Below are 12,807 nucleotides of genomic sequence, written 5' to 3' on the forward strand. Positions count from 1 at the left end.
GGAGATCGGGAGGCCGGGGGCGGGGACCCGTCGGCGAGGCCCCCGTCCCCGGTCGCCGGCTCAGCGCCGGCGGTTGACCTCCACGTTCTCCAGGACGCCGAGGGCGTCGGGGACGAGAACCGCCGCCGAGTAGTAGGCGGTGACCAGGTAGGAGATGATCGCCTGCTCGTTCATGCCCATGAAGCGGCAGGACAGGCTGGGCTCGATCTCGTCCGGGAGGCCGGTCTGGTGCAGGCCGATCACACCTTGGTCCTTCTCGCCCGTACGCATGCAGAGGATCGAGCTGGTGCCCGCGTCGGAGACCGGGATCTTGTCGCACGGATAGACCGGCACTCCGCGCCAGGTCGTGATCCGGGTCCCGTCGACGTCGAGGGAGCCCGGGACGAGACCGCGCCGGTTGAACTCGCGGCCGAGGGCGGCGACGGTCCGCGGATGGGCCAGGAACAGCCTGGCTCCGCGGCACCGGGAGAGCAGCTCGTCCAGGTCGTCGGGGCCGGGCGCGCCGTCGTGGGGCTGGAGGCGCTGCCCGTAGTCGCAGTTGGCGAGGAGGCCGAACTCCCGGTTGTTGACCAGCTCGTGCTCCTGGCGCTCGCGCAGCGCCTCGACCGTGAGCCGCAGCTGGTGCTCGGTCTGGTTCATCGGGTGGTTGTAGAGGTCGGCCACGCGCGTGTGGACCTTCAGGACGGTCTGGGCGACGCTCAGCTCGTACTCGCGCGGTGACGCCTCGTAGTCCACGAAGGTGTGGGGCACCAGGGCCTCGCCGACGTGGCCGGCCGAGAGGTCGACGGCCGCCTCGCCGTAGGCGTTGGTGCGCGCGTGGGACAGCGCGGCGAACTCGGCGAGATGGCCGGCCAGGGCGCCGGCCCGCTCCGCCAGGCTCAGCACGTCGGCCCGGGTGAGCTCCAGGACCGTGCAGGCGGTGGCGGCGCGGGCGGTCCACTCCCAGGAGGCGTCCGCCTCGGTCAGCGCGGTCTCGCCGAAGTAGGCGCCGTCGGCGAGCACGCCGAGGACGGTCGCGTCCCCGTACGGCCCCTGGCCGACCCGCTCCACCTTGCCGTGGGCGAGGAGGTGGACCCGGTCGGCGGGCTCGCCGCGTGCGGCGATGACCTCGCCCGCCGCGTACTCCCGCTGCCGGCAGCGGTCGGCCAGCTCCCGCAGGACGTCCTCGTCGTCGTATCCCCGCAGGGCGGGAAGCTCGCCGAGCTCCGCCGGGATCACGGCGACCCGCTCCCCGGTCTGCACGAAGGTGACGCGGCCGTCACCCACGGAGTAGCTGAGCCTCCGGTTCACCCGGTAGGTCCCGCCCCGCACCTCCACCCACGGCAGCGTCCGCAGCAGCCACCGGGAGGTGATCTCCTGCATCTGCGGGGCCGACTTGGTGGTGCTCGCGAGGTTCCGCGCGGCGGCGGTGCCGAGACTCTGCTGCGGAGCCGGGCGGTCTCCGCGCACCTCGTCGCCGACCGAACCAACGGACATGGAACTCCCTCTCGATACGACAAACCTGCGAGAGAAGCCTTTCAGCACGGAGCGTGTCCGCGCCATTACACAAAAGAGTGGGTGTCGTCGGTCCGCCTGCGGGGCAGGACGGGCGATTTTTCGTCCCGACGAGGCGGCGTGGCCTCGGCGTTCTGTCCGGATCGGCTCGCACACGGTCCGAACGGATGGCACCGGAGCACAGCGCTCCGGTACTCCGGAACCACCGCGATCCCCCACCCGGAAGGAGCCGGCCATGTCCGCACCCATGTCCGCGAACCGCTTCCTCGACGCGCTGCGCGACGAGGGCCTGACGGTCGTCGAGGTCGGCGACTGGCGCACCCACAACCGCAACCACAAGGGCCCCTGGGGTCCCGTCCACGGCGTGATGATCCATCACACCGTCACCCGGGGCACCAGCAACACCGTCCGCATCTGCCGGGACGGCTACGCCTCCCTGCCCGGGCCGCTGTGCCACGGCGTGATCGCCAAGGACGGCACCGTCCACCTGGTCGGCTACGGCCGGGCCAACCACGCCGGCCTCGGCGACGACGAGGTGCTGCGGGCGGTCATCGCGGAGAAGCGCCTGCCGCGGGACGACGAGGCCACCACGGACGGCAACCGGCACTTCTACGGCTTCGAGTGCGAGAACCTCGGCGACGGCGAGGACCCCTGGCCCAAGGTGCAGCTGGACGCCATCGCGAAGGCCGCGGCGGCGCTGTGCCGGGTGCACGGCTGGACCCAGCGCTCGGTGATCGGGCACCTGGAGTGGCAGCCGGGCAAGGTCGATCCGCGCGGCTTCACCATGGGGTCGATGCGCGCCCGGATCGCCGACGTGCTGCGCTGACGGGCCCCCGCCCCGACCGGCGACAATGGCGGGGTGAACGCGTTCGATCCCGCCCGGCTGCGGCCCCGGCTCCCCTCGCCCCTGCTGCCGGTCGACGACGAGCGCCTCACCCGGCACGGTCTGACCCTGCTGCTCAAGCGCGACGACCTGATCCACCCGGACCTTCCGGGCAACAAATGGCGCAAGCTCGCGCTCAACCTCCGGGCGGCCGGCGGCCGCCCGGTGCTCACCTTCGGCGGCGCGTACTCCAACCACCTGCGGGCCACGGCCGCCGCCGGCCGGCTCCTCGGCTTCCCGGCCGTCGGCGTCGTGCGCGGCGACGAGCTGGCCGGCCGCCCGCTCAACCCGTCGCTCGCGCGCTGCGCGGCGGACGGGATGCGTCTGGTCTTCGCCGACCGCGCCACCTACCGCGCGAAGCACGAGCCCGCCACCCTCGCCAGGCTCCTGGCCCTCGCCGGCGCGCCCGAGGACACCTACGTCGTGCCCGAGGGCGGCAGCAACGCGCTCGCCGTCCGGGGCTGCGTGGAGCTCGGCCGCGAGCTGGCGGCCGCCACGGAGCCGCCGGACGTCGTCGCCGTCGCCTGCGGCACCGGCGGCACGCTGGCCGGTCTCGCGGCCGGCTTCCCGGGCCGGGTCCTGGGCGTCCCGGTCCTCAAGGGCGGCTTCCTCGGCGCCGAGGTGCGGGACCTGCAGGAGGCCGCGTTCGGCGGCCCGCGCGGCGAATGGTGGCTCGACGAGCGCTTCCACGGCGGCGGCTACGCCCGTACGACCCCGGAGCTCGACGCCTTCGCACGCGATTTCGAGGCGCGGCACGGGTCGCGGCATGGACTCGCCATCGAGCGGTTGTATGTCGCCAAAATGCTGCACGCCGTCGTGACCCTCGCCGAGGAGGGCGCCTTCGCTCCCGGGACGCGGATCGCCGCGGTGGTGACGGGCGCCCCGGAGCCCCGGCCGGACGAGCCCGCCCCGGCGGACCGGCCGGAGCTGGCAGACCGTGCGGACCGGCCGGAGCGGCCGGAGCGGATGGAGCGGGCGGGGCAGGCGGACCGTGCGGTCCAGGTGGACAGGGCGGGGCGGGCGGACCGGCCCGTCTAGCCGGACTCCTCCCGGTAGGCCGCCGCCTCCTCCAGGTCGAGCCGGCGCAGCAGCGAGCGCATCATCTCGTCGTCGATGCGGCGGGTGTCGCGCAGCCGTACGAAGACCTCGCGCTCGGCGTCGATCATCTCGCGGGCGAGCCGCCGGTAGGTGTCGTCGGCCGTCTCGCCGGTGAGCTCGTTGACGGCGCCGAGCCGCTCCCAGACGGCGTTGCGGCGGCGTTCCATGACCGTGCGGAGCCGGTCGGCGAGCGGCCCGGGCAGGGCGTTGCGCTCGTCGGCGAGGAGCACGTCGAGCCGTTCCTCGGCGGCCCGGGACGCCTCGCTCTGGGCCTGCGCCTCGGCGAGCGTCTCCTGATAGCGGTCGCGGCCGGGCAGCTTCAGGGCCCGGATGAGCGGCGGCAGGGTGAGGCCCTGGACGACGAGGGTGCCGATGACGGTGGTGAAGGTGAGGAAGAGGACCAGGTTGCGGGCCGGGAAGGCGTCCCCGTCGGTGACGACGGGGATGGAGAAGGCGATGGCGAGCGAGACGACGCCGCGCATGCCGGCCCAGCCGACGACCAGCGGCGCCCGCCAGTCCACCTCCGGCTCGCGCTCGCGGATGCCGGCGGACATCCAGCGGGGCAGGAAGGTGGCCGGGTAGACCCAGACGAAGCGCACGACGACCACCGCGAGGAAGACCCCGGCCGCATACCAGGCGGCCTCTCCCATCCCGTACGGGCCGAGGCCGCGGACCACGAACGGCAGCTGGAGGCCGATCAGCGCGAAGACCGAGGACTCCAGGACGAAGGCGACCATCTTCCAGACGGCCTCCTCCTGGAGACGGGTGGCGAAGTCGACCTTCCACGCCTTGTGCCCGAGGAAGAGGCCGACCACGACGACCGCGAGCACGCCGGAGGCATGCACCTCCTCGGCGGCGGCGTACGCGATGAACGGGATGAGCAGCGAGAGGGTGTTCTGCAGCAGCGCCTCGTGCAGATGGGTGCGCAGCCAGTGGATGGGCACCATGAGGACCAGGCCGACGCCGATGCCGCCGACCGCGGCCAGCGCGAAGTCCCACAGCCCGCCGGCCCAGCTGACGGCCTCGCCCACGGCGGCGGCGAGCGCGACCTTGTACGCGGTGATGGCGGTGGCGTCGTTCACCAGGGACTCGCCCTGGAGGATCGTGGTGATCCGGTTCGGCAGGCCGAGCCGGCGGGCGATGGCGGTGGCGGCCACCGCGTCCGGCGGGGCGACGACGGCGCCGAGCACGAGGGCGGCGGTCAGCGGCAGGTCGGGCACCAGCACGTAGGCGAGCCAGCCGACCGCGACGGTCGCGAAGAGCACGTAACCGACGGAGAGCAGGGCGACGGGCCGGATGTTGGCGCGCAGGTCGAGGTACGAGGAGTCGACGGCGGCCGTGTACAGCAGCGGCGGCAGGATCAGCGGCAGCACGATGTGCGGGTCGAGGGTGTAGTCGGGCACTCCAGGCACATAGGCGGCGGCGAGGCCGACGGCGACGAGGAGCAGCGGCGCCGGCACCGGCGTCCTGCGGGCGAAGCCCGCCACCGCGGCGCTCACCGCGACCAGTGCCACCAGCTGCAATGCGTCCATTCCGGGTCCCCGCCTCGTGTCTCGTCTCTCGCGCCACCACGTAATCTGGCCATCATGAGCGAGTGCCCGCACGTTGCCGAAATGCCGCGCCCCGAACCGGCGCCGCTGCACGACACCTGTCCGGAATGCCTGGCCGACGGCACGCACCCGGTCCAGCTGCGGCTCTGCCTGAGCTGCGGCCACGTCGGGTGCTGCGACTCCTCGGCGGGGCGGCACGCGACGGCGCACTTCACGGCCACCGGGCACCCGGTGATGCGGACCTTCGAACCGAACGAGCGCTGGCGCTGGTGCTTCGTGGACGGTTCGATCGTCTGACGGCTGGGTACGTCACCCCTCCGCGGGTTCTCCGCGGCCGCCGGGCAGGGGGTCCGGTCCTCAGGCCCCCGGCGACACGGGGGGACGGATCGCGATAGCGTCTCGGCGGACTGCGCAACCGACTGCGTACCGCCTGGTTCGGGGGGCTTCCTCCCCGGACCCCGAAAGAGCTTGTGCCACCTTGGAGGTGAGGGTGTCCCAGATCGCAGGCGAGCCCGGGACCCAGGACTTCGTGGAAGTCCGGCTGCCCGCTGCGGGTGCCTACCTGTCCGTGCTGCGTACGGCCACGGCCGGCCTCGCGGCGCGCTTGGACTTCACCCTCGACGAGATCGAGGACCTGCGGATCGCCGTCGACGAGGCGTGCGCGATCCTGCTCCAGCAGGCGGTGCCGGGGTCGGTGCTGAGCTGTGTGTTCCGGCTGGTGGAGGACTCGCTCGACGTCACGGTGTCGGCTCCGACGACGGACGGCCGGGCGCCGGAGCGGGACACGTTCGCGTGGACGGTGCTCTCGGCCCTCGCCGGGAAGGTGGAGTCCTCCGTGGCCGACGACAAGACGGTCTCCATCAGCCTGTACAAACAGCGCGGCGCGGGGCCAGGCCCGGCGTGAGGAGCGGGGACGCGACGGCCGGCATCCCTGAGCAGCAGGCCCTGCCGCGGACGGCCGCGGGTGCCGAGGCCGCGGGTGCCGAGGCCGCGGGCGCTGGCGCGAAGGCCGCGGGTGCGGGTGCCGAGGCCACGGGTGCGGAGGCCGGAGGAGTCGAGGTCGAGGTCGCTACGGAGCAGGCGGACCAGATGAGCGAGCACGAGCAGCACGAAGAGGTCCCTGACGCGGCCGGGGAGCCCGCCGTGCCCGACCCGCACGACCGCACCGGGGCGCGGGCGCTCTTCATCGAGCTGCGCGGCCTTCCGGAAGGTTCGCCGGAGAAGGCGGCGCTGCGCGACCGCCTCGTGCGGATGCACCTGCCGCTGGTGGAGCACCTGGCCCGGCGCTTCCGGAACCGCGGCGAGCCGCTGGACGACCTGACGCAGGTGGCGACGATCGGCCTGATCAAGTCGGTGGACCGGTTCGACCCGGACCGCGGCGTGGAGTTCTCCACGTACGCGACTCCGACGGTGGTCGGCGAGATCAAGCGCCACTTCCGGGACAAGGGCTGGGCGGTCCGGGTTCCCCGGCGTCTCCAGGAACTGCGGCTCTCGCTGACGACGGCGACGGCGGAGCTGTCGCAGCAGCACGGGCGCTCGCCGACGGTGCACGAGCTGGCGGAACGGCTCGGGATCTCGGAGGAGGAGGTCCTGGAGGGTCTGGAGTCGGCGAACGCCTACTCGACGCTCTCCCTGGACGTGCCGGACACGGACGACGAGTCGCCGGCGGTGGCGGACACGCTGGGCGCGGAGGACGAGGCCCTGGAGGGCGTCGAGTACCGGGAGTCGCTCAAGCCGCTCCTGGAGGACCTGCCGCCGCGGGAGAAGCGGATCCTGCTGCTTCGCTTCTTCGGGAACATGACCCAGTCGCAGATCGCGCAGGAGGTCGGCATCTCGCAGATGCACGTGTCCCGGCTGCTCGCGCGCACGCTGGCGCAGCTGCGGGACAAGCTGCTCGTCGAGGAGTAGGACGAGGAGGAGGAAGCGCCGTTACGGCGTGTCCTGGCCGGGGCGCTTGATGCCGAGCGCCTCGGTCGTGGCCGGGCTCACCAGGAGGACCAGGCCGGCCACGGCCAGGACGGCGAGCGCGATGCCGGCCGGGATCATGACGCTGTTCGCCTGGAGGAGCTGCCAGGCGACGGGCAGTGCCAGGATCTGGGTGATGACGGCCGGGCCGCGGCTCCAGGACCGGCGCAGCCACAGGCCGCGGGCGGCGGCGAGCGGGATGAGGCCGAGGGCGATCAGGGTGACGCCGCCCATGAGGGCCGAGGTGAGGTCGCCGGACCGGTCGACGAGGCTGGTCACCAGGAGGTAGAGGCCGCCGGCGACGAGGGCGAGGCCCTCGACCGCGGCCACCGCCGCGGCGGCGGTGAGCCGCCCGGGCCGGGTGCCCGGCTCCGTAGCCTGCTGCGTCCTGCTGGTGTCGGCACTGCTCGCACTGCTCATGCAGGAAGGGTAGCGGGGGCCCGGCCGGAACCGACGGGCCGGAGGTGTGGGCGAAGGCACGGCACGGCAGGGCCGGGCTACGGCGTCGGCCCGGTCCCGGGTGCAGGCACGGCGTCGGCCACGGTCCCGGGCGAAGGCGTCCGGCGGAGGTGCCCGCCAGCTGGACCGGGACTGCGTCCGGTACCGCCGGGTAGGTACGCTGGCGAGCATGCGCGCGCTTCTCGTGGTCAATCCGGCAGCAACCACCACCAGTGCCCGCACACGGGACGTGCTGATCCACGCGCTCGCCAGCGAGATGAAGCTGGAGGCGGTGACGACCGAGTACCGGGGCCATGCCCGTGACCTGGGGCGCAGGGCCGCCGACTCGGACGACGTCGATCTGGTGGTGGCGCTCGGCGGCGACGGCACGGTCAACGAGGTGGTCAACGGGCTGCTGCACGCGGGGCCCGATCCGGACCGGCTGCCGGGGCTCGCGGTGGTGCCGGGCGGCTCGACCAATGTCTTCGCGCGGGCGCTGGGGCTGCCGAACGACGCCGTGGAGGCGACCGGCGCGCTGCTGGACGCGCTGCGTGAGCGGCGGGCCCGGACGGTGAGCCTGGGTCTGGCGTCGGGGACGCCGGGCACGGAGGACGAGGCGGTGCCGGAGCGCTGGTTCACCTTCTGCGCCGGGTTCGGTTTCGACGCGAGTGTGATCGGCCGGGTCGAACAGCAGCGCGAGCGGGGCAAGCGTTCGACGCACGCGCTCTATCTGCGTCAGGTGGTGCGCCAGTTCCTGGGCGAGCGGAACCGGCGGCACGGGACGATCACCCTGGAGCGCCCGGGTGAGGATCCTGTGGAGGATCTGGTCCTCTCCATAATCTGCAACACCTCTCCGTGGACCTACCTGGGCAGTCGTCCGGTGTACGCGTCGCCGGAGGCGTCCTTCGAGACGGCCCTCGACGTGCTCGGTCTGAGCCGGCTGTCGGCCCCTTCGGTGGCCCGGTACGCGACCCAGCTGCTCACCTCGACCCCGGAACGCGGACCGCACGGTAAGCACGCGGTGACTCTGCACGATCTGACCGACTTCACCTTGCATTCGAAGGTCCCGCTGCCGCTGCAGATGGACGGAGACCACCTCGGACTGCGTACGAGCGTGACGTTCACAGGCGTACGCCGTGCACTGCGTGTGATTGTGTGACCAGAAGGACCGAAAGTCCTTCCACTCGAACGTTTAGGCTGCCCACCACCCCCTAGAAGTACGGCTGTGACCGAGCCGACACCGAGGAATCAAAAAAAACTTTCCAGAAGGGGTTGTATCCGCCTCTGGGGTTTGGGAGTCTCTTCTTGGCGATCGGGACGGCCCGCAAGACCGGCCTCCACTGAGAGCCAGAACCCCCTCCTAAGTAACCAGGACCACACCAGTTCACCTGGCAGTCGGCCCTTCCCTTGCGGGGGGATTCGTGAAAGCGTTCACATTCACAAGCAACTCGCACGTAACACCGAGAGAGGTAGCAGCCATGGACTGGCGTCACAACGCCGTTTGTCGTGAGGAAGACCCCGAGCTGTTCTTCCCCATCGGCAACACCGGTCCTGCGCTGCTGCAGATCGAGGAAGCCAAGGCCGTCTGCCGCCGCTGCCCCGTCATGGAGCAGTGCCTGCAGTGGGCGCTCGAGTCCGGCCAGGACTCCGGCGTCTGGGGTGGCCTCAGCGAGGACGAGCGCCGCGCGATGAAGCGCCGCGCCGCCCGCAACCGGGCGCGCAACGCCAGCGCCTGAGCCACCTGCAACAGCCTGAGGCCCCGCGGCGCGTACACCGTGTACGCAATCACCGCCTTCGAGCCGCAGCGCGCGCAGTAACCCACAGCATTCGAGCCCCGGACCGGATTTCCTTCGGTCCGGGGCTCGCTGCTGTGGAATTCCGGGGAAGGCCGGAAAGCGCGCGGAGACGAACTCCCGGCTTTCCGGGGCGGGTTACTTCTGCGGCTGTACGGGAATGTCGAGGACCACGCGCGTGCCGCGCTCGGCGCCGGGCTGCATGTCGAAACTGCCGCCCAACTCGCCCTCGACCAGCGTCCGTACGATCTGGAGGCCGAGGTTGCCGGCCCGCTGCGGGTCGAATCCCTCCGGCAGACCGCGGCCGTCGTCCTTGACCGTGATGAGCAGCCGGGCGTCGGCGCGCGGCTCGCCGCGGACGGCGGTGACCTCGACCGTGCCGTGCTCTCCCGGCGCGAAGGCGTGCTCCAGCGCGTTCTGCAGGACCTCGGTGAGGACCATGGAGAGCGGAGTGGCGACCTCGGCGTCGAGGATGCCGAAGCGGCCGTTGCGCCGACAGGTGACCTTGCCCGGCGAGATCTCGGCGACCATCGCGATCACCCGGTCCGCGATCTCGTCGAACTCGACCCGCTCGTCCAGGTTCTGGGACAGCGTCTCGTGGACGATGGCGATCGAACCGACGCGCCGCACGGCCTCGTTGAGTGCTTCGCGGCCCCGGTCGGAGTCCATCCGGCGGGCCTGGAGGCGGAGCAGGGCGGCGACCGTCTGCAGGTTGTTCTTCACCCGGTGGTGGATCTCCCGGATGGTGGCGTCCTTGGTGATCAACTCGCGTTCGCGGCGGCGCAGTTCGGTGACGTCACGGAGCAGGACCAGCGAACCGATGCGGGTGCCCTTGGGCTTGAGCGGGATGGCGCGCAGCTGGATGACGCCGCCGTTGCCCTCGACCTCGAACTCGCGCGGGGCGTAGCCGGAGGCCATCTTGGCCAGGGCCTCGTCCACCGGGCCGCGGGAGGGTGCGAGTTCGGCGGTGATCTGGCCGAGGTCCTGGCCGACCAGGTCGGCGGCGAGGCCGAGCCGGTGGTAGGCGGAGAGCGCGTTGGGCGAGGCGTACTGGACGACGCCCTCGGCGTCGAGGCGGATCAGTCCGTCGCCGGCCCGCGGCGAGGAGTCCATGTCGACCTGCTCGCCGGGGAAGGGGAAGGAGCCGGCGGCGATCATCTGGGCCAGGTCGGACGCGGACTGGAGGTAGGTGAGCTCCAGGCGGGACGGCGTCCGGACGGTGAGCAGGTTGGTGTTGCGGGCGATGACGCCGAGGACGCGGCCCTCGCGGCGTACGGGGATCGACTCGACCCGGACCGGGACCTCCTCGCGCCACTCGGGGTCGCCCTCGCGTACGATCCGGCCCTCGTCGAGGGCGGCGTCGAGCAGCGGGCGGCGGCCGCGCGGGACCAGGTGGCCGACCATGTCGTCCTGGTAGGAGGTGGGGCCGGTGTTCGGCCGCATCTGGGCCACGGAGACGTAGCGGGTGCCGTCCAGGGTCGGGACCCACAGGACGAGGTCCGCGAAGGAGAGGTCGGAGAGCAGCTGCCACTCGGAGACCAGCATGTGGAGCCAGTCGAGATCGGACTCGCTCAGAGCGGTGTGCTGGCGTACGAGGTCGTTCATGGAGGGCACGTGTGCGAGCGTACCCGTGGAATTACGGGGCGGTGAACCTGGATCTCCGGGCCTCCGTGTTGGAGGATGGGCCCGTGACGACCGTGTGCGCATGGATGGACAGACAAGAATGGTCTAGTCCACAATGCATTTCACGAGCCTCCGTCCTCCCCGCACAGGAGGACGGACGAGGTACCCGGCGCTCTCTGCCCTGACTGCGCCGAGACCTCCCACACGGCCGAGGGACCGCACACCCCCGGCCGGGCAACTCCGGGCTGCGGTGCCGGACGGGTTGAGGGTCCCGTCAGGCGCCGCGGCCCGCGGGTGTTTCCGGGGGCCGCTCAGGTGTCCGTCTCGGCGGGCCAGGCCCGCATCGCCGCCTCCGCCACCGCCGCCAGCTGCTCCCTCGTCGCGCCGTCCCGGGCCTGCTGGGACATGCCCTGCAAAACGGCGCCGCTGAAGCGGGCGAGGGCCTCCGGGTCGGTGCCGGCCGGCAGGACGCCGGAGTCGACGTCCCGGCGGATGCGCTCCTCGAAGACGGCGAGATTGGACCGCCGGCGCGCCCGCAGGGCCTCCTCGACCTCGGTGGTGGAGCAGTTGGCGGCCGCGGAGATCACCAGGCAGCCGCGCGGGTGGGCCGGGTCGGTGTACTCCACCGCGGCCTCGCGCAGCATCCGGCCGACGGCGGCGCGGGCGGTCGGCTCCTGCGCGAGGGCGCGACGGCCGAAAGCGCCGTACGACTCGACGTACGCCTCGACGACCTCCTCGAACAGCGTCTTCTTGTCGCCGAAGGCCGCGTAGAGGCTCGGTGCGCTGATGCCCATGAGGCGGGTCAGGTCGGAGACGGAGGTCGACTCGTACCCGTGCTCCCAGAAGGCCATCGTCGCCTGCTCCAGCGCCGTCGGGCGGTCGAAGGAGCGGGGGCGGCCGCGCTGCTTGGTCGTCATGGGGAAATTCTATAGCGGTCGCTACGGAAGGTGGGGTACGGTTCTTTCTGTAACGACCGCTACGGAAGTGAGGGGGGGCGTCCGCATGGGCGTGCTCGAGGGGAAGACGGCGCTGGTCACGGGCGCGAGCCGGGGCATCGGACGAGGCATCGCCGAGCGGCTGGGCCGCGAGGGTGCGCGGGTCGCCGTGCATTACGGGAGCAACGAGGCGGCCGCGAAGGAGACGGTCGAGGCGATCGCCGCGGCCGGCGGCGAGGCCTTCGCGATCGGGCAGGAGCTGGGCGTGCCGGGCGACGCGGCGGCGCTGTGGGCAGCCTTCGACGCGGCCGTCGGCGAGGACCGCGGCCTGGACATCCTGGTGAACAACGCGGGGATCGGCGTCTCGAGCTCCTTCGAGGCGATCGGCGAGGAGGAGTACGACCGGGTCTTCGCGGTCAACACGAAGGCGCCGTTCTTCCTGGCGCAGCTGGGCGCGGAGCGGCTGCGGGACGGCGGCCGGATCGTGAACGTGTCGACCGGCCTCTCGCACGCGGCGATGATGCCGGACCTGATGGCGTACGCGATGACGAAGAGCGCGCTCGACATCTTCACCCGCTATCTGTCGAAGGTGCTGGGCCCGCGCGGGATCACGGTGAACGCGGTGGCCCCGGGGATCATCGACACCGACATGAACGCGGCATGGCTGCGGGACGACCCGGAGGCGCGGGCGCAGGCGGCGGCGTATTCGGCACTGGGCCGGGTCGGCACTCCGCAGGACATAGCCGCCGTGGTGGCGTTCCTCGCCTCCGACGACGGGCGCTGGGTGACCGGGCAGTGGATCGACGCGACGGGAGGTTCGCTGGCCTGACGCGGAGGCTTCGGGGCACCCGTCGGATCGGGGCCTCCGGTCCGGTGGCGTGGGGTCCGAGTGGCCGGTGGGACAGGGGCGACTGACGATGGGATCAGCCGCGTCCACGGGGCGGAACGGCATGGGCGGACGGCCTGCGCTCTGCTAAATTTGGGGCTAGATTGGTCTATACCACCCGGCTGCTCAGAAGCCCCTCACC

Annotated in this window: 13 protein-coding genes; 8 read left to right on the plus strand and 5 right to left on the minus strand. The window is 72.1% G+C overall.

All coding sequences use genetic code 11. The annotated features are described in order from the left end of the window. Positions 1-60: 60 nt before the first annotated feature. A complete protein-coding gene (locus ACIGO8_RS02175) occupies positions 61-1,476 on the minus strand; it encodes a family 2B encapsulin nanocompartment shell protein (protein ID WP_399722849.1) in 1,416 nt (471 codons plus the stop codon). Positions 1,477-1,729: 253 nt separating this feature from the next. Here ACIGO8_RS02175 and ACIGO8_RS02180 point away from each other — a divergent pair, with 253 nt between their 5' ends. Then, positions 1,730-2,320 (plus strand): N-acetylmuramoyl-L-alanine amidase, encoded by a 591-nt coding sequence (locus ACIGO8_RS02180; protein ID WP_399722851.1) that lies wholly within the window; start codon positions 1,730-1,732, stop codon positions 2,318-2,320. 33 nt (positions 2,321-2,353) lie between these two features. Beyond that, complete coding sequence (locus tag ACIGO8_RS02185) at positions 2,354-3,415, plus strand: 1-aminocyclopropane-1-carboxylate deaminase/D-cysteine desulfhydrase (RefSeq protein ID WP_399722853.1); 1,062 nt, start codon at positions 2,354-2,356, stop codon at positions 3,413-3,415. Here the strand turns inward: ACIGO8_RS02185 and ACIGO8_RS02190 are convergent. After that, complete coding sequence (locus tag ACIGO8_RS02190) at positions 3,412-5,007, minus strand: Na+/H+ antiporter (RefSeq protein ID WP_399722855.1); 1,596 nt, start codon at positions 5,005-5,007, stop codon at positions 3,412-3,414. The two genes, ACIGO8_RS02185 and ACIGO8_RS02190, sit on opposite strands and share 4 nt — an antisense overlap. A 54-nt stretch (positions 5,008-5,061) precedes the next feature. Here ACIGO8_RS02190 and ACIGO8_RS02195 point away from each other — a divergent pair, with 54 nt between their 5' ends. The 3 genes from ACIGO8_RS02195 to ACIGO8_RS02205 all read left to right on the plus strand — a co-directional run bounded on the left by ACIGO8_RS02195 (position 5,062) and on the right by ACIGO8_RS02205 (position 6,933). Continuing rightward, a complete protein-coding gene (locus ACIGO8_RS02195) occupies positions 5,062-5,322 on the plus strand; it encodes a UBP-type zinc finger domain-containing protein (protein WP_399722857.1) in 261 nt (86 codons plus the stop codon). A 193-nt stretch (positions 5,323-5,515) separates the two neighbouring features. Further along, positions 5,516-5,929, plus strand: a complete 414-nt coding sequence (locus ACIGO8_RS02200) for an anti-sigma regulatory factor (RefSeq protein WP_399722859.1) — start codon at positions 5,516-5,518, stop codon at positions 5,927-5,929. Further along, entirely contained in the window at positions 5,926-6,933 is a 1,008-nt protein-coding gene (locus ACIGO8_RS02205) for an RNA polymerase sigma factor SigF (protein ID WP_399722860.1), read from the plus strand. Before ACIGO8_RS02200 ends, ACIGO8_RS02205 begins: the two co-directional genes overlap by 4 nt. Positions 6,934-6,954: 21 nt before the next feature. Here ACIGO8_RS02205 and ACIGO8_RS02210 read toward each other — a convergent pair whose 3' ends face one another. Further along, positions 6,955-7,410 carry a hypothetical protein gene (locus tag ACIGO8_RS02210; RefSeq protein WP_399722862.1) on the minus strand — a complete coding sequence of 152 codons (456 nt, stop codon included), beginning with the start codon at positions 7,408-7,410 and terminating at the stop codon, positions 6,955-6,957. A 208-nt stretch (positions 7,411-7,618) separates the two neighbouring features. Between ACIGO8_RS02210 and ACIGO8_RS02215 the strand changes: the two genes are divergently transcribed. Both ACIGO8_RS02215 and ACIGO8_RS02220 read left to right on the plus strand, forming a co-directional pair. Beyond that, positions 7,619-8,587, plus strand: a complete 969-nt coding sequence (locus ACIGO8_RS02215) for a diacylglycerol/lipid kinase family protein (RefSeq protein ID WP_399722864.1) — start codon at positions 7,619-7,621, stop codon at positions 8,585-8,587. Positions 8,588-8,906: 319 nt separating this feature from the next. Then, positions 8,907-9,164, plus strand: a complete 258-nt coding sequence (locus ACIGO8_RS02220; protein WP_003953983.1) for a WhiB family transcriptional regulator — start codon at positions 8,907-8,909, stop codon at positions 9,162-9,164. Between the two features lie 195 nt (positions 9,165-9,359). Here ACIGO8_RS02220 and ACIGO8_RS02225 read toward each other — a convergent pair whose 3' ends face one another. Beyond that, entirely contained in the window at positions 9,360-10,826 is a 1,467-nt protein-coding gene (locus ACIGO8_RS02225; protein WP_399724258.1) for a sensor histidine kinase, read from the minus strand. A 329-nt stretch (positions 10,827-11,155) separates the two neighbouring features. Continuing rightward, the gene (locus tag ACIGO8_RS02230; RefSeq protein WP_399722865.1) at positions 11,156-11,761 is read right to left on the minus strand and encodes a TetR/AcrR family transcriptional regulator; all 606 of its coding nucleotides are present in this window, start codon (positions 11,759-11,761) and stop codon (positions 11,156-11,158) included. An 85-nt stretch (positions 11,762-11,846) separates the two neighbouring features. Between ACIGO8_RS02230 and ACIGO8_RS02235 the strand changes: the two genes are divergently transcribed. Beyond that, positions 11,847-12,608 (plus strand): SDR family oxidoreductase, encoded by a 762-nt coding sequence (locus ACIGO8_RS02235; RefSeq protein ID WP_399722867.1) that lies wholly within the window; start codon positions 11,847-11,849, stop codon positions 12,606-12,608. The last annotated feature ends 199 nt before the right edge of the window (positions 12,609-12,807 follow it).

Source organism: Streptomyces sp. NPDC053493 (assembly GCF_044544825.1).
Taxonomy (GTDB): domain Bacteria; phylum Actinomycetota; class Actinomycetes; order Streptomycetales; family Streptomycetaceae; genus Streptomyces.